17 protein-coding genes are annotated in these 16,355 nt (G+C 57.8%); 7 read left to right on the top strand and 10 right to left on the bottom strand.

Annotated features, from left to right (window positions below; genetic code table 11):
- Window positions 1–49 precede the first annotated feature (49 nt).
- A complete protein-coding gene (locus tag AC1RQB_RS22465; protein ID WP_008009296.1) occupies window positions 50–1,267 on the top strand; it encodes an argininosuccinate synthase in 1,218 nt (405 codons plus the stop codon).
- Window positions 1,268–1,441: 174 nt separating this feature from the next.
- On the opposite strand, the gene AC1RQB_RS22460 is transcribed toward AC1RQB_RS22465, so the two are convergent.
- Window positions 1,442–2,023: a hypothetical protein gene (locus AC1RQB_RS22460; protein ID WP_207267241.1), complete on the bottom strand. Its 582-nt coding sequence runs from the start codon at window positions 2,021–2,023 to the stop codon at window positions 1,442–1,444.
- 548 nt (window positions 2,024–2,571) lie between these two features.
- Here AC1RQB_RS22460 and AC1RQB_RS22455 point away from each other — a divergent pair.
- Window positions 2,572–3,198: a response regulator transcription factor gene (locus AC1RQB_RS22455; RefSeq protein WP_008069501.1), complete on the top strand. Its 627-nt coding sequence runs from the start codon at window positions 2,572–2,574 to the stop codon at window positions 3,196–3,198.
- Between the two features lie 86 nt (window positions 3,199–3,284).
- Here AC1RQB_RS22455 and AC1RQB_RS22450 read toward each other — a convergent pair whose 3' ends face one another.
- From AC1RQB_RS22450 to metG, 8 genes are all read right to left on the bottom strand, one after another.
- Window positions 3,285–3,464 (bottom strand): PA3496 family putative envelope integrity protein, encoded by a 180-nt coding sequence (locus AC1RQB_RS22450; RefSeq protein WP_007898493.1) that lies wholly within the window; start codon window positions 3,462–3,464, stop codon window positions 3,285–3,287.
- A gap of 108 nt (window positions 3,465–3,572) precedes the next feature.
- The gene (nth, locus tag AC1RQB_RS22445) at window positions 3,573–4,211 is read right to left on the bottom strand and encodes an endonuclease III (RefSeq protein ID WP_007938911.1); all 639 of its coding nucleotides are present in this window, start codon (window positions 4,209–4,211) and stop codon (window positions 3,573–3,575) included.
- Window positions 4,212–4,236: 25 nt separating this feature from the next.
- A complete protein-coding gene (locus AC1RQB_RS22440) occupies window positions 4,237–4,827 on the bottom strand; it encodes an Rnf-Nqr domain containing protein (protein WP_063341377.1) in 591 nt (196 codons plus the stop codon).
- Complete coding sequence (locus AC1RQB_RS22435; protein ID WP_063341376.1) at window positions 4,820–5,431, bottom strand: RnfABCDGE type electron transport complex subunit G; 612 nt, start codon at window positions 5,429–5,431, stop codon at window positions 4,820–4,822. The genes AC1RQB_RS22440 and AC1RQB_RS22435 overlap by 8 nt, the downstream gene beginning before the upstream one ends.
- Window positions 5,428–6,420, bottom strand: coding sequence for an RnfABCDGE type electron transport complex subunit D (locus AC1RQB_RS22430; protein ID WP_063341375.1), 993 nt, complete (start codon window positions 6,418–6,420; stop codon window positions 5,428–5,430). The genes AC1RQB_RS22435 and AC1RQB_RS22430 overlap by 4 nt, the downstream gene beginning before the upstream one ends.
- The gene (rsxB, locus tag AC1RQB_RS22425) at window positions 6,407–7,414 is read right to left on the bottom strand and encodes an electron transport complex subunit RsxB (protein WP_063341374.1); all 1,008 of its coding nucleotides are present in this window, start codon (window positions 7,412–7,414) and stop codon (window positions 6,407–6,409) included. The genes AC1RQB_RS22430 and rsxB overlap by 14 nt, the downstream gene beginning before the upstream one ends.
- On the bottom strand, window positions 7,411–7,980 hold the full coding sequence (locus AC1RQB_RS22420) for an Rnf-Nqr domain containing protein (protein ID WP_063341373.1): 570 nt from the start codon (window positions 7,978–7,980) through the stop codon (window positions 7,411–7,413). The genes rsxB and AC1RQB_RS22420 overlap by 4 nt, the downstream gene beginning before the upstream one ends.
- A 129-nt stretch (window positions 7,981–8,109) precedes the next feature.
- A complete protein-coding gene (metG, locus tag AC1RQB_RS22415) occupies window positions 8,110–10,161 on the bottom strand; it encodes a methionine--tRNA ligase (RefSeq protein ID WP_063341372.1) in 2,052 nt (683 codons plus the stop codon).
- Window positions 10,162–10,528: 367 nt separating this feature from the next.
- Between metG and apbC the strand changes: the two genes are divergently transcribed.
- Window positions 10,529–11,623, top strand: coding sequence for an iron-sulfur cluster carrier protein ApbC (apbC, locus tag AC1RQB_RS22410; protein ID WP_063341371.1), 1,095 nt, complete (start codon window positions 10,529–10,531; stop codon window positions 11,621–11,623).
- A gap of 130 nt (window positions 11,624–11,753) precedes the next feature.
- On the opposite strand, the gene AC1RQB_RS22405 is transcribed toward apbC, so the two are convergent.
- Window positions 11,754–12,512 (bottom strand): SDR family oxidoreductase, encoded by a 759-nt coding sequence (locus tag AC1RQB_RS22405; RefSeq protein ID WP_063341370.1) that lies wholly within the window; start codon window positions 12,510–12,512, stop codon window positions 11,754–11,756.
- Window positions 12,513–12,681: 169 nt separating this feature from the next.
- Here AC1RQB_RS22405 and AC1RQB_RS22400 point away from each other — a divergent pair, with 169 nt between their 5' ends.
- The 4 genes from AC1RQB_RS22400 (at window position 12,682) to groL (ending at window position 16,190) form a co-directional block, all read left to right on the top strand.
- A complete protein-coding gene (locus AC1RQB_RS22400; RefSeq protein WP_063341369.1) occupies window positions 12,682–13,413 on the top strand; it encodes a HugZ family pyridoxamine 5'-phosphate oxidase in 732 nt (243 codons plus the stop codon).
- 66 nt (window positions 13,414–13,479) lie between these two features.
- A complete protein-coding gene (locus AC1RQB_RS22395) occupies window positions 13,480–13,956 on the top strand; it encodes an FxsA family protein (protein WP_063341368.1) in 477 nt (158 codons plus the stop codon).
- 247 nt (window positions 13,957–14,203) lie between these two features.
- Entirely contained in the window at window positions 14,204–14,497 is a 294-nt protein-coding gene (locus tag AC1RQB_RS22390; RefSeq protein WP_007898444.1) for a co-chaperone GroES, read from the top strand.
- A 49-nt stretch (window positions 14,498–14,546) separates the two neighbouring features.
- Window positions 14,547–16,190, top strand: coding sequence for a chaperonin GroEL (gene groL, locus AC1RQB_RS22385; RefSeq protein ID WP_008069524.1), 1,644 nt, complete (start codon window positions 14,547–14,549; stop codon window positions 16,188–16,190).
- Window positions 16,191–16,355 lie beyond the last annotated feature (165 nt).

Raw genomic sequence — 16,355 nt, 5'->3', positions numbered from 1 at the left:
ATGAGCGGTAGACTTGACGGCTTTCCGTAGAACCCCGTGGAGTGATGGCATGGCGGACGTAAACAAGGTCGTTCTGGCGTATTCCGGCGGCCTGGACACTTCGGTGATCCTCAAGTGGCTGCAGGATACTTATAACTGTGAAGTAGTGACCTTCACCGCTGACCTGGGTCAGGGCGAAGAGGTCGAACCGGCCCGCGCCAAGGCACAGGCCATGGGCGTAAAAGAAATCTACATCGACGATCTGCGTGAAGAATTCGTGCGCGATTTCGTGTTCCCGATGTTCCGCGCCAACACCGTTTATGAAGGCGAGTACCTGCTGGGTACTTCCATCGCTCGTCCGTTGATCGCCAAGCGCTTGATCGAAATCGCCAACGAAACCGGTGCTGACGCCATTTCCCACGGCGCGACTGGCAAGGGCAACGACCAGGTTCGTTTCGAACTGGGCGCCTACGCTTTGAAGCCAGGCGTGAAAGTGATCGCTCCGTGGCGCGAATGGGACCTGCTCTCCCGTGAAAAGCTGATGGATTACGCTGAAAAGCACAACATCCCGATCGAGCGTCACGGCAAGAAAAAATCCCCGTATTCGATGGATGCCAACCTGCTGCACATCTCCTATGAAGGCGGCGTGCTGGAAGACACCTGGACCGAGCACGAAGAAGACATGTGGCGCTGGACCGTCTCCCCGGAGAAGGCTCCCGATAAAGCGCAGTACCTGGAACTGACCTACCGTAACGGCGACATCGTCGCACTGGACGGCGTCGAAATGACCCCGGCCACCGTGCTGGCGACCTTGAACCGTATCGGTGGCGAACATGGTATCGGCCGTCTGGACATCGTCGAAAACCGCTACGTCGGCATGAAGTCCCGCGGCTGCTACGAGACCCCGGGCGGCACCATCATGCTGCGCGCTCACCGCGCGATCGAATCGATCACTCTGGACCGCGAAGTGGCTCACCTCAAAGACGAGCTGATGCCTAAATACGCCAGCCTGATCTACACCGGTTACTGGTGGAGCCCTGAGCGTCTGATGCTGCAACAGATGATCGATGCTTCCCAGGCCCACGTGAACGGCGTAGTGCGCCTGAAACTGTACAAGGGCAATGTGATCGTCACCGGCCGCAAGTCCGACGAGTCGTTGTTCGACGCCAACATCGCGACCTTCGAGGAAGATGGCGGCGCCTACAACCAGGCTGATGCGGCGGGCTTCATCAAGCTCAACGCCCTGCGCATGCGTATCGCGGCGAACAAGGGCCGGAAGCTTTTCTGAGACCTTTGAGTCGGTAATGAATTTGTGGCCTTGTTGATGACAAGGCCACAAATTGGAAGAGGGGCTGCTGCATATAACGTTTCGCTTTCTTCTTGTTTCCGCTGACCGTTCCTTCTGCTTCCTGTCCTTGATCTGCTTCAAGGGCTGCCTTTCTGATGTGCGACAGTTCAATACCTAGCCCATAATCGTCACGCCCTGTGAGCTCAAATTGTAAGAAATACAGAACGTTGCGCTGTTGCGTTTCTTTATTTGTTTCCAATGTTTGAGCGTGTTTGCCTTCAGCAATTTATCCGAATCGGTACACGTGAGAAATACGATCACTTGTGCGGGATTGTCCGCAGGGTACTGAATGCTCTCCATCAGGGCGCTGAACGCCATTTTTTTGTGTATCCACCGTGCATCGACGATGTGCAGATCCTTTAGGGGGGCAGGCAGGTTTACATGGTGCTGGGTCGAGCTTTCGGGCGCTACGCTGGATGGGCTGTTACTTGGATGATGAACGTTCTCCATGGCTTTTATGAAATGCTTTCCCTTCACAAAATCGGAGGGCGCGTAAAGCGATCGATAGTTGAAGTTGAGAGTAACGAAGAAAAGAAAAAGCAAATAAAAGGGAAAACTGATCAGGAACCACACATAGAGTCCCCTATCCTCATTGTCGAGAAAGGGTAGGGATACGGCGGCCGATGTTTCAGACAGCGCTGCAAATATGGCAATAATTGTCATGGGGTTGGTGATTCTTTTTTTGAGTTTTATCATATTGTATGCTCATTGAATATTGTCTTTTCTCGATTGGTTTATGGTTGTAATAACTAATATCAGGTTGTTCTGCTGTTGTGTTGAGCTGTTTTTATTAGCGTGGTGAGGTTGTTATAGTAGCCGTATTGTTGCGGGTTCGGGTATGGCTGTTTAATTGTTTTGATGGTGCTATGTTATTGGTCAAGTGTTACGGTGTGTGAGCTTTTTCGATTGTTGAGCCAGATTGCGCAAGAAGGTACTGGAAAATACCCGTTACTTTTAAGGGTAGCTCAATAGTCGGCGCATCGTGGATTAATGCGTCGACACTGTTTTTTGTCGTTTTTTGGTTGTAAGTCGATACAAAAAAAACGGCCGAAGCACTGAACAATAGTAGGTCAGTAAAATCTCTGCTTCTTCGTATGGCAATGATTTTTTGTAGGAATAATCCGTGTTGTTTGTAGGCTATGTCTCTCGCTGCGAGTGGCCGAGGGTGACGGCGTGCCATGGGTGAAACGACTAGGCTATGGTGCGGGCTCTAAAAATTCGAACAGCGAAAATTGGACTTGCCCATGAATAAAGTGCTGATCGTGGATGATCACCCCGTCATTCGTCTTGCGGTACGTATGCTAATGGAACGTCATGGCTACGAAGTCATTGCAGAAACAGATAATGGTGTGGACGCATTACAACTTGCCCGTGATCTTATGCCGGATATTGTCATACTGGATATTGGAATACCGAAACTGGATGGGTTGGAAGTTATCGCGCGCCTGACATCAACGGCGATGCCTCTTAAAGTACTGATATTGACATCCCAGGCGCCAGGGCATTTTTCCATGCGTTGCATGCAATCGGGGGCCGCCGGATATGTTTGCAAACAGCAGGATCTCACTGAGTTGCTCAGTGCAATAAAAGCCGTGCTGTCAGGCTACAGCTACTTTCCTAATCAGGCTCTGCATACCGTGCGTTCCAGTCTTGGGAACGCCAGTGAAGCTGATATGGTGGATCGTTTGTCCGGGCGAGAGATGATGGTCCTGCAACAATTGGCCCGAGGAAAGACAAACAAGGAGATCGCCGACGGAATGTTCCTCAGCAATAAAACCGTTAGTACTTATAAGACTCGTCTTCTGTTAAAGCTCAATGCTCGCTCACTGGTCGACCTGATTGAATTGGCCCAGCGCAACGGCCTGGTATGAAGCTGCCAGCATTTGGCGCAATGAACAGGTGTTTGTCAGGGGGCGGCACTTAGTAAAAAGCCTCCGTTTCGGGAGGCTTTTAAGTGTCATAAGTCAAAATCGTAATCGGCCAATTGCTTCTGCAGTCGGCGCTCCTCCAGCAGGTTGTCGATGGTGCGGCGTTTGCTCAGGTTGGTCTTTGCCACTTCCACTACCGGCTCTGCGTCATCGGCCTCAACGGGGGTGAAGTCGTCTTCTACGTCCAATTGCTCTTTGCCAGTGCTCATAAGGTTAACTCCAGGCTAAGGCTGCCCTTTGGCGCTCCTTATATCGACAATTTCCCGGCGGGTAAAAAAGATTTTTTCAATCGATCAATCAAAAAAACTAATAGAGCCTCAATCGTCCGAGGTCTTTTGCTTGTATTCGCACAAATCCTCGATCCGGCAACTGCCACAACGCGGCTTGCGGGCCAGGCAAACGTAGCGTCCATGAAGAATCAGCCAGTGATGGGCGTCGAGCAGATATTCCTTGGGCACGAACTTCATCAGTTTTTGCTCCACCTCGACCACGTTCTTGCCCGGAGCAATGCCGGTACGATTACTGACCCGGAAAATGTGAGTGTCCACGGCCATGGTCAGCTGACGAAAGGCGGTATTGAGCACCACGTTGGCGGTCTTGCGACCGACGCCCGGCAAAGCCTCCAGTGCCTCGCGGGTCTGCGGTACTTCACCTCCATGGCGCTCCACCAGTAAGCGACAGGTTTCGATCACATTTTTCGCTTTGCTGTTGAACAGGCCGATCGTCTTGATGTACTCCGAGAGCCCTTCGACGCCCAGGGCATGGATCGCCGCTGGCGTATTGGCCACCGGGAACAGTTTGGCGGTGGCCTTGTTCACGCCGACATCGGTCGATTGCGCCGAGAGAATCACGGCGATCAACAATTCGAACGGTGAGGAGTAGGCCAGTTCGGTCTTCGGTTCAGGGTTGTCTTCGTGAAACCTGCGGAAAATTTCAAGACGTTTTGCGGCATTCATGGGCGATGCGTTTCCTCGAAGGCGGTCAATGTGATGCCGCCGGGCGGCGGGTCCAGGCTTGATGTGCGGCGATCAGTAGTCCTAGCAGAATAAACCCGCCAGGGGCCAGCGTGGCCAGGTGCAGGCCACCGTCAGCGATCAGCGTCCAGCCTTGCCAGTCCGGTTGCGTGGCACCTGCCATCCAGGACAGATGGCGACCGAGTGTCCCGTTGCCGATGAATTCGCGCAGCAAGCCCAAGCCCACCATCAAGGCGCCGAACAGGCCACACAGACGCAGTCGATCACGCGGTGGGCTCTGGAAAAAACCGTTGTGTTCCAGCACAACGCATTGCAGGGCGATCAATCCTGCGTAGAAACCCAGCTGCTGGTGCCATTGGAGCGACCAGGCTTGCATGGCGAGTTCCGCGCAACTGGTCAGCGTGGCGGCCAGTAGGAGGCAGGCAAGCAAATGTGTGGCCGGCATCAGTCGCGAGCGCAAGACGCCTATGCTCACACCATAAGCACTGAGCACCAGGGCGAACATCAACCACAGGCCCAGGGCCGTTACCAATGAATCAGTGACGCCGATCAACGGCGTAAGCATCAGCGAGTTCTGTAAGGTTGATGACTTATTCATGAGCGCTGCTCCCGATCAGCCGTTGCCGGTGTTCATCGAAGTAGCGCAACGCGTCATGAGTGGCATTGATCACCGCTCTTGAGGTGATGGTCGCGCCCGCAATCTGATCGAATTGCCCTTGGTCCTTTTTCAAGGCCCAGCCATTGTCATCGGGGTCGGTTAGGGACTTGCCAGTAAACACCTCAAGCCAGGTATTGGGCCAGTCGGCGAGCTTGCCGCCCAGCCCCGGGGTTTCCGATTGCTTGAGGGTTTTGACCCCCACTAACTTGCCTCGGCGGTCGATGGCGATCAGCAATTCGATGGAGCCGGCGTAGCCCAGAGTCTGGCTGCGCAGCAACACGGCGCTCGGTTGGCCGGCCTTGGAAGCCAGATAGCCACCCAGCAGTGTGCTGTTGGCCAAGCGAGTGTTTTCGAGACCGAGAGGGTGTTCCAGTGGCTGATTGTCGTAGCTGTCGGGCGGTAGCAGATCCAGTAACCGGCGGCTGTCGATCAGGCGTTGTTCGGCGGCAATGCGCGCGGCGCTGGTGTGCTGCACGAGGTAAGTCGCGCCCATCCCCAGGCCTGCCAGCACTACCAGGATCACAACGCTCGTCGCTCGGTTCATGGGGCAACCTGCTCCTGTCTGGACGCCGCAAACCGCTCCAGCGCCGGTACACAGAGGTTCATCAGCAGAACCGCAAAGGCCACGCCGTCCGGATACCCGCCCCACGTCCGAATCAGATAAGTCAGCAATCCCACGCCTGCGCCGAACAGTAATCGGGCCATGGGGCTTTTCGCGCCGGATATCGGTTCCGTCACGATGAAGAAGGCACCGAGCATGCTCGCGCCGGTGAGCAGATGAAAGAGTGGCGAGCCATGAGAGTCGGAGCCCGTACCGTTCCAACACAACAGGCTGATGATGAACAGGCTGGCGAGCATGCCGACCGGGGCATGCCAGCTGAACACCCGCCGCTGCAGCAGAAACGCACCGCCCGCCAGAAACGCCAGGTTGACCCATTCCACGCCTCGGCCGCCAAAAAGGCCGAATGCCGGATTACCGGCGAACAGTTCGTCCATGGTCAGGCTTTTGTTGATTCGCAGACTGTCCAGCGCCGTGGCCTGGGCCCACGCATCGGGCGTCTGGCCGAAGCTGAAGCCGAACACCTGTTGTAGCCCACCGAACAAATCCATGCCATGGGACGCCGGCCAATGGGTCATTGGCTGGGGAAACATCACCAGGACCAGCGCGAAACCGAGCATCGCCGGATTGAACGGATTCTTGCCGACGCCGCCATACAAGTGCTTGCCGAAAAACAGTCCGAACGCCGCAGCACTGACCGTCAGCCACCACGGGCAGTAAGGCGGCAAGGCCAGCGCCAACAGCGTCGCACTGACCAGCGCACTGCCGTCGCTCAATGTTGGCTTTACAGGTTGTTTGCGCAGCTGTAACACCGCCGCTTCAACGGCCAACGCGGTTGCCGCCGTCAGAATCAGGTTGATCAACACCCCCCAACCGTACAGCCAGAACAACATCAGCATCCCCGGCACGGTGGCCAGCAATACCAGCTTCATGGCCTGCTGAAGGCGTTCGTCCACCGATTCAAGGGGCGGCATAGGCATCCACCTGACGCTCGGCTTCGCTGAGCGCATGTTGCAACGCTTCAATCTGTTCGGCCGGCGCCTCGCTTGTTTGAGCTTTCTTGAGTTCGGCGCGGCGCATGGCCAGCTGGATCTTCGCCCGTTTCAGCTCGGCATCTTTTGCCGGGGCAGGCGGCGCAGAGACCGGCGGTGGGCTGCTTTCCAGTTGCGCCAGCGCCTGTTCGGCGGCTTCGAACTGCTGTTGCAGCACGATCAGTTGCGATTGCTGTTCGAAGGTCGGCGGATGCCCGAAGGCCTTGAGCGACTTGTTCAACTGCGCCCGACTCATCGCCAGATCGACCTTGGCCTTTTTCAGTGCCGCATCGGCATTGGCAGCTTTCTGTGCGCGGACGCGCTCGAGTGCGGCCTGAACCGGGTCGAGCGTCACTTCGCTGTGCTGCACGGCGCGTTGGGCGCGGGCCTGGCGTTCGGCGAGCTTCTGTTCCTCTTCGCGATGCAAACGGGCATTGCGCTGTTCGAATCGGCGTCGCGCGTGATTGCGCTTGGCGGCCCGAGCCTGTTGTTCCTCCAGGCTGAACGCCAGCCCGCCGACAATCGGCAGCACCGTGGCCAGCGGTAACGGATGCATCTCGATGCAATCCACCGGGCAGGGCGCCACGCAGAGGTCGCAACCGGTGCATTCGTCGACGATGACCGTGTGCATGAATTTCGCCGCGCCGACAATGGCGTCGACCGGGCAGGCCTGGATGCACTTGGTGCAGCCGATGCATTCGGCTTCACGGATGTAAGCGATCTGCGCGGGTGCCGAACCGCGACTGACGTCCAGTTCCAGCACCGGCACTTTCAGCAGGTCGGCCAGGGCCGCGATGGTTTCGCTGCCGCCCGGTGGGCACTTGTTGATCGGCTCGCCGCTGGCGATACCTTCGGCGTAGGGTTTACATCCGGGGTGACCACACTTGCCGCATTGAGTCTGCGGCAAGAGGGCGTCGATGCGTTGAATCAGACTCATGTTTTGATCAGCCCGCTGAATCCGAGAAAAATCACTGCGATCAATCCAGCGCCGATCAATTCGATCGGCAGGCCGCGAAAGGGCGGGGGGATATCGTTGTCGAGTGTGCGCTGGCGCAAGTCGCTGAACAGACTCAGCACCAGCCAGAAACCCAATCCGGCGCCAAGGCTCAGGGCTATGGCGTGGAAAATTCCCTTGTCTTCTTGAGCGTTGATCAACGTCAGCCCAAGCACCCCGGCATTCCCCAGCATCAGGGGCCAGAGGCCATCAAATGAAAGCTTCGCCAATAACCGTGAAAGCAGCTTCAGCAGGGGGGCGATCAGCAGAACGCTCAACGGCAGGAACACGAACAGACGCAGCGACGTCAGCCCCAATGGCACTAATAGCCAGTGGTAGAGCGCATAGCCAAGTGCGCCGACGATCAGCATCAGGCACGTCGTCGCGATGCCCAGCGCATGGACCTGCGGCCGCTCGCTGCCCAGCACAGGATCGACGCCCAGCGGCCAGTGCAACACGAGGTTGTTGATCAGGGCAGCGCTGATAAGCGTTAAAAGCAGTTCGGTCATGATCGTGCCGGCAAAAGAAGGCCTGTCTAACAAGGTTAGGCATTATCCGGCAAGGAAGGAGGGTGGGCCAGACATGAAAATCCCACAGTCGCGCCGGGCACGACTGTGGGATCGGTTTACCGCAGAACTTTACTTGATACGCTGACCCGGCTTGGCGCCGCTGTCGGGGCTCAGCAGGTAGATTTCTTCACCGCCAGGGCCTGCCGCCATCACCATGCCTTCGGAGATCCCGAATTTCATTTTGCGGGGCTTGAGGTTGGCGATCATCATGGTCAGGCGACCATTGAGCTTGGACGGGTCCGGGTAAGCGCTCTTGATCCCGGAGAACACGTTGCGTTGCTCGTCACCGATGTCCAGGGTCAGGCGCAGCAGCTTGTCGGCACCTTCCACGGCTTCGGCCTTGATGATCAGCGCAACGCGCAGGTCTACAGCGGCAAAGGTGTCGAACTCGATCTCTGGCGACAGCGGATCCTTGGCCAGTTCACCGTTGCCGGCGGGCGCAGCTTCGCCGGTGTCGGTTGCGCTGGCGGTCAGGTCTTCTTTCGAGGCGTCGGTCATGGCTTGTACTTTTACCGGGTCGATGCGGGTCATCAACGGTTTGAACTCGTTCAGCTGATGGTTGCTGAGCAAGGTCGCGTGATCGTTCCAGGTCAGCGGGGCGACGTTCAGGAACGCCTCGGCATCGGCGGCCAGCAGCGGCAGTACCGGTTTGAGGAAAATCACCAGTTGGCGGAACAGGTTGATGCCCAAGGCGCAAATAGCCTGGACTTCATCCTGCTTGCCTTCCTGTTTGTTCAGCGACCACGGTGCCTTGTCGGCGATCCAGGCGTTGGCGCGGTCGGCCAGGCCCATGATTTCGCGCATGGCACGTGCGAAGTCGCGAGCCTCATAGGCATCGGCAATGCTTGGCGCTGCGGCCAGGAAAGCGTCGGTCAGTTCCGGCGCGGCGTTGCCGGCTACCAGTACACCAGCATTACCTTTATGGATGAAACCGGCGCAACGGCTGGCGATGTTGACGACTTTGCCGACCAGGTCGGAGTTGACCTTTTGCACGAAGTCTTCGAGGTTCAGGTCCAGGTCATCGACGCCACGGCCCAGCTTGGCGGCGTAGTAGTAGCGCAGGTATTCCGGCGACAGGTGATCCAGGTAAGTCCGCGCCTTGACGAACGTGCCGCGGGACTTGGACATTTTCTGGCCGTTGACGGTCAGGTAGCCGTGTACGTTGATGCCGGTCGGTTTGCGGAAACCGGCGCCTTCAAGCATGGCTGGCCAGAACAGGGCGTGGAAGTTGACGATGTCCTTGCCGATGAAATGGTACAGCTCGGCGGTGGAATCCTTGCCCCAGAACGCGTCGAAGTCCAAGTCCGGACGGCGGGCGCAGAGGTTCTTGAAGCTGGCCATGTAGCCGATTGGCGCATCCAGCCACACGTAGAAATATTTGCCCGGCTCGTCGGGAATCTCGAAGCCGAAGTACGGCGCGTCGCGGGAAATGTCCCATTGTTGCAGGCCGGCATCCAGCCACTCGGCGATCTTGTTGGCCACGGCCTCTTGCAACGTGCCACTGCGGGTCCAGGCTTGCAGCATTTCCTGGAAGTCCGGCAGCTTGAAGAAGAAGTGCTGGGAATCCTTGAGCACCGGCGTGGCGCCGGAGATGGCCGACTTCGGATCCTTCAGATCGGTCGGCGCGTAGGTCGCACCGCATTTTTCGCAGTTGTCGCCGTACTGGTCTTCGGTGCCGCATTTCGGGCAGGTGCCCTTGATGAAGCGGTCGGCCAGGAACATTTTCTTTTCCGGGTCGAAGTACTGAGTGATCGAGCGCGTGGCGATGTGCCCGGCGTTGCGCAGCTTCAGGTAGATCTGGCTCGACAGCTCACGGTTTTCTTCGGCGTGAGTGGAGTGGAAGTTGTCGAAGTCCACCAGGAACTCGGCAAAGTCGGCGCTGTGTTCAGCCTGGACATTGGCGATCAGTTGTTCCGGGGTGATGCCTTCCTTTTCCGCGCGCAACATGATGGCCGAACCGTGGGCGTCGTCGGCGCAGACATAAATGCATTGATTACCGCGATGCTTCTGGAAGCGCACCCACATATCGGTCTGGATGTATTCCAGCATATGGCCGAGGTGGATCGAACCATTGGCATAGGGCAGGGCGCTGGTGACGAGGATCTTGCGTGGCTCGGACATGGGGCTCGGCTACTTGATGAAACGGAGGTCGGCCACTATAAAGCGCCGGCGCATATTTTTCACCCTTCGGGCCTGTTTCCGGATGCATCGGCCCTGAAAAAAGTGGTGATGAGTTCGCTGGGTGCAAGAGGGCTTTTGTGGCGAGGGAGCTTGCTCCCGCTGGGTGGCGAAGCCGCCCCAACCCCTGCCACCCGGTTCCGACAGAAGGATCGCGTCAGCTGGATTACGACTGCTGCGCAGTCGAGCGGGAGCAAGCTCCCTCGCCACAGGGATGTGTTTGCCACAATTCATCGTGGGGCATGCCGTCTATGATGTAGAACGGTTAGGATACCCGCCTGATTTTCCAGTCTTGCTATCGGAGTTGCCCATGAGCGCCGTCAATCGCGCAGCGGTGGAAGCCGTCCTTCGCCAATACACCGACCCTTACCTGAACCAGGACCCGGTCAGCGCCGGGTGCGTGCGCAGCATCGACATCCAGGGTGATCGCGTCAGCGTCCAGCTGGAGCTGGGCTATGCCGCCGGTTTGTTCAAAAGCGGCTGGGCGCAGTTGTTGCAACTGGCCATCGAAGGCCTGGACGGCGTCGTCACCGCGCGCGTCGAGATCACCAGTGTGATTGCCGCGCACAAGGCCCAGGCACAGATTCCGGGGTTGGCCAACGTCAAGAACGTCGTGGCCGTAGCGTCCGGCAAGGGTGGCGTGGGCAAGTCCACCACGGCTGCCAACCTGGCCCTCGCGCTGTCCCGTGAAGGCGCAAAAGTCGGGATTCTCGACGCGGATATCTACGGTCCGAGCCAGGGCATCATGTTCGGCATCCCTGAAGGTACCCGACCAAAGGTCAAGGATCAGAAGTGGTTCATTCCGATTGAGTCCCATGGTGTCGAAGTGATGTCCATGGCGTTCCTGACCGACGACAACACGCCGATGGTCTGGCGCGGGCCGATGGTGTCCGGCGCCTTGTTGCAACTGGTCACGCAAACGGCCTGGGGTGATCTGGATTACCTGGTCATCGACATGCCGCCAGGCACCGGCGATATCCAGTTGACCCTGGCGCAGAAAGTCCCGGTGGCCGGCGCGGTGATCGTGACCACCCCGCAGGATCTGGCATTGCTGGACGCGCGCAAAGGCGTGGAGATGTTCCGCAAGGTCAACATCCCGGTGCTGGGCGTGGTGGAAAACATGGCCGTGCACATCTGCTCCAACTGCGGGCATGCCGAGCATCTGTTCGGTGAGGGTGGCGGTGTGAAGCTGGCCAACCAGTACGGTGTCGAACTGTTGGCTTCGTTGCCACTGTCGATGCTGATCCGCGAACAGGCCGATGGCGGCAAGCCAACGGTGATCGCCGAGCCGGACAGCCAGATCGCCATGGTTTACCAGGAACTGGCCCGCCATGTCGGCGCGCGGATTGTGTTGCAGGAAGCGGCAATGCCGGCGATGCCGAACATTACCGTCAGCGACGATTAAATCGCTGAAGAAATGCGATCCATTGTGGGAGCGGGCTTGCTCGCGAAGACGGTATAACATTCAACAGATAAGTTGACTGAACCACCGCTTTCGCGAGCAAGCCCGCTCCCACATTTGTTTTGTGTTGACCCTAGATCCGTAACCCGCCATCCAATTCCAGAATCCGACCGGTGTAGTAGTCGTTCTCGAAAATGTAAGCCGCCGACTGGGCAATCTCTTCAGGTTTGCCCATGCGCTTGAGTGGAATCCCGGACGTCATTTTCTCCAGCGCTTCCGGTTTCATGCTCAGGGTCATCTCGGTTTCGATGAAACCCGGCGCAATGCCCGCCACGCGAATGCCGTAGCGTGCCAGTTCCTTGGCCCAGGTCACGGTCGCCGCAGCGACACCGGCCTTGGCAGCGGAGTAGTTGGTCTGGCCAACGTTGCCGGCGCGCGAAATCGACGAGATATTGATGATCGCGCCGCTGTTTTGCAGCTCGATCATTTTTGCCGCGACTTCACGGGTGCACAGGAACACACCGGTCAGATTGACGTCGATGACTGCCTGCCATTGGGCCAGGCTCATCTTGGTCATTTCGCCATCCTTGACCTTCAACAGCAGGCCGTCGCGCAGAATGCCGGCGTTGTTGATCAGGCCATGGATTGCGCCGAAATCGTCGGCCACCTGAGCGGCCATATGGGTCACTTGCTCTTCATCGGCGACGTTGCACAGGTAGGCGCGGGCCTCGACACCCTTGGCTTTGCAAGCGGCGACGGTGGCGTCGAGTTTTTCCTGATTCAGGTCCACCAGCGCCAGCTTCGCGCCTTTGCCTGCGAGATACTCGGCCATGGAGCGGCCTAAACCCTGGCAACCGCCGGTGATAATGATTACTTTGTCAGTGAGTTGCATTCGCATAGCCCCATAGCAGTTCGGAGTGGTTTTCCTTCTATTCTAGAGGGCCTCTCGATCTGAGCCTGATATGGCCTGGCTGCACATGAGAACTGCCCCTATGGCGTGCTGGAACTTTACCCAGGCGCCTGTCCGTTTTTTTGACGGATTCTATATAAGGAGTCATAAATTGAGCGTTGTAGTGGCTAAGCATGCCCGAGAATTGCTTCTCAAGGAATACCGTGGAGTGCTCTCGACGCATTCCAAAGCGATGCCCGGTTTCCCGTTTGGCTCCGTGGTTCCCTACTGCCTGGATGAGCAGGGCCGACCGCTGATCCTTATAAGCCGCATCGCTCAGCACACTCACAACCTGCAGAAAGATCCGAAATGCTCGCTGCTGGTGGGTGAGCGTGAAGCCGAAGACGTACAAGCCGTTGGTCGCCTGACTTACCTCGCCGAGGCAGAAAAGCTGCAAGACACCGCTGCCATCGAGGCGGCCGCCGAGCGTTACTACCGCTATTTCCCCGATTCGCAGAACTATCACAAGGCCCATGATTTCGATTTCTGGGTGCTCAACGAGGTACGTCACCGCTACATCGGTGGCTTCGGCGCGATCCACTGGATCGATCAGTTGACCCTCGCCAACCCGTTCGCCGGCAAAGCCGAAGTGAGCATGGTCGAGCACATGAATGCCGATCACGCCAAAGCCATCGCCCACTACGTAGACCTGGCAGGGCTACCGAAAACCACCCCGGCGCAATTGACCGGTATTGACTCCGAAGGCATGCACTTGCGCATTGGTCAGGGACTTTACTGGCTACCGTTTCAAACGCCCTGTAATACGCCGACACAAGTCCGGGAAGCCTTGGTTTTCCTGGCTCACGCCGAGCATTGGCCGAAAAATGAAGTGGCCGATGCTTGAATTCACGAAACGGCGACGTCATCTAAGGAAAACTGGCAAGGCATTCTTGCGTTGAGGAACCATTTGATGCGCCCTTTTTTGTTGCTCTTTGTACTGTTCCCGGTGTTGGAGCTGTTCGTATTCGTCAAGGTCAGCGGGGCGATCGGGTTTTTCCCGGCCCTGCTGCTGATCATTCTCGGCTCGATGCTCGGCGTGTTCGTGCTGCGCATCGCCGGTCTGGCTACTGCGCTGCGCGCCCGTGAAAGCCTGAACCGCGGTGAGCTGCCGGCCCAGACCATGCTCGAAGGCCTGATGCTGGCCCTGGCGGGCGGTCTGTTGATTCTGCCGGGCTTCGTCACCGACGTGCTGGGCCTGATCATGTTGCTACCGATCTCCCGTCGACTGCTGGCCAATAAAATGCGCCGACGCGCCGAGGAACAAGCGATACGCCAGCGTGCGTTCGCCGATGACCTTCAGCCACGGGGCGGTCCTGCTCCGCGACAGCCACTGGGTCGTGAGCCGAATGTGATCGAAGGCGAGTTCGAACACCGCGATTCCAAGTAACACTTCCATCGACACGGCACCTTCGGGTGTCGTGTTCATTTTCAGGGCATTGAGATAAAAATTTTTCGCTCCCCGCCCTTGAAATAAGCTTGTACGCCCTTATGTAACGGTCACCGCAAGGTTTCTGGCAATTGCGCCAGACAGACTTCCGCGGTTCGCTTGACGAACCGCACCCGGCGCCGCCGGATTTGTTAAACCCGCCGGGACTACACCGGCCGATGAAAACCACAATTAGGAGAGATCGACAATGAAGCTTCGTCCTCTGCATGACCGCGTCGTCGTCCGTCGCAGCGAAGAAGAAAAGAAAACCGCTGGCGGTATCGTCCTGCCAGGTTCGGCTGCTGAAAAGCCAAACCAGGGTGAAGTCCTCGCTGTAGGCCCAGGCAAAGCACTGGACAACGGTGAAGTGCGTGCGCTGGCCGTGAAAGTGGGTGACAAGGTTGTGTTCGGCCCTTACTCCGGCAGCAACACTGTGAAAGTTGACGGCGAAGACCTGCTGGTAATTGGCGAGAGCGAAATCCTCGCCGTTATCGAAGGCTGATTCCCCGCTCATTTTCCCGCTACTACAAAGTATTTAAGGAATATCGATCATGGCTGCTAAAGAAGTTAAATTCGGCGATTCCGCCCGCAAGAAAATGCTCGCCGGTGTCAACGTCCTGGCTGACGCAGTAAAAGCGACCCTGGGCCCTAAAGGCCGTAACGTGATCATCGAGAAGAGCTTCGGCGCTCCGACCATCACCAAGGACGGCGTTTCCGTTGCCAAAGAAATCGAGCTGAAAGATCGCTTCGAAAACATGGGCGCGCAGCTGGTCAAAGACGTTGCCTCCCGTGCCAACGATGACGCAGGCGACGGCACCACCACCGCTACCGTTCTGGCTCAGTCGATCGTCAACGAAGGCCTGAAAGCCGTCGCTGCCGGCATGAACCCGATGGACCTGAAGCGCGGTATCGACAAAGCGACCATCGCTATCGTCAAAGAGCTCAAAGCCCTGTCCAAGCCTTGCGCTGACACCAAGGCCATCGCTCAGGTCGGCACCATCTCGGCCAACTCCGACAGCTCCATCGGCGACATCATTGCCGAAGCCATGGAAAAAGTCGGCAAAGAAGGCGTGATCACCGTTGAAGAAGGCTCGGGCCTGGAAAACGAACTGTCGGTTGTTGAAGGCATGCAGTTCGACCGTGGCTACCTGTCCCCGTACTTCGTCAACAAGCCAGAGACCATGACTGCCGAGCTGGACGGTCCGCTGATCCTGCTGGTCGACAAAAAGATCTCCAACATCCGCGAAATGCTGCCAGTACTGGAAGCCGTTGCCAAAGCCGGCCGTCCACTGCTGATCGTTGCCGAAGACGTTGAAGGCGAAGCCCTGGCGACTCTGGTTGTGAACAACATGCGTGGCATCGTTAAAGTCGCAGCCGTCAAGGCTCCAGGCTTCGGCGACCGTCGCAAGGCCATGCTGCAGGACATCGCTGTTCTGACTGGCGGTACCGTTATCTCCGAAGAGATCGGCCTGAGCCTGGAAAGCACTACCCTGGAACACCTGGGTAATGCCAAGCGCGTGATCCTGTCCAAAGAAAACACCACCGTGATCGACGGTGCCGGCGTTGAGGCTGACATCCAGGCCCGCGTTCTGCAGATCCGTCAGCAAGTGGCTGATACTTCGTCCGACTACGACCGTGAAAAACTGCAAGAGCGTCTGGCCAAGCTGTCCGGCGGCGTTGCAGTGATCAAGGTTGGCGCCGGTTCCGAAGTTGAAATGAAAGAGAAGAAAGCCCGCGTTGAAGACGCCCTGCACGCTACCCGTGCAGCCGTTGAAGAAGGCGTGGTACCTGGCGGCGGCGTGGCACTGGTTCGCGCTCTGCAGGCTATCTCCGAGCTGAAAGGCGACAACGATGACCAGAACGTTGGCATCCAGTTGCTGCGTCGCGCTGTTGAAGCGCCACTGCGTCAGATCGTTGCCAACTCCGGCGACGAGCCAAGCGTAGTCGTCGACAAGGTCAAGCAGGGTTCGGGTAACTTCGGTTACAACGCTGCTACCGGCGAATACGGCGACATGATCGAAATGGGTATCCTGGACCCGGCTAAAGTGACTCGTTCGGCTCTGCAAGCGGCTTCGTCGATTGCCAGCCTGATGATCACCACCGAAGCCATGATCGCTGAGATCAAGGACGACGCACCAGCTGGCGGCGGCATGCCAGACATGGGCGGTATGGGCGGCATGGGCGGCATGATGTAAGCCAGCCTTACCCCGTACATAAAAACCCCGCCTGCGTTGAGCCGGCGGGGTTTTTTATTGCCCTGATTTCGAGGGTCACCTCGGTCCAATTGTGGGAGCGGGGGGGGGGGGGGGGGGGGGGGGGGGGGGGGGGGGGGGGGGGGGGGGGGGGGGGGGGGGGGGGGG

Source organism: Pseudomonas sp. GW822-FHT02E03 (assembly GCF_058802325.1).
Note: the sequence above shows the minus strand (reverse complement) of the source record. Positions and strands in the feature narration are given on the sequence as shown.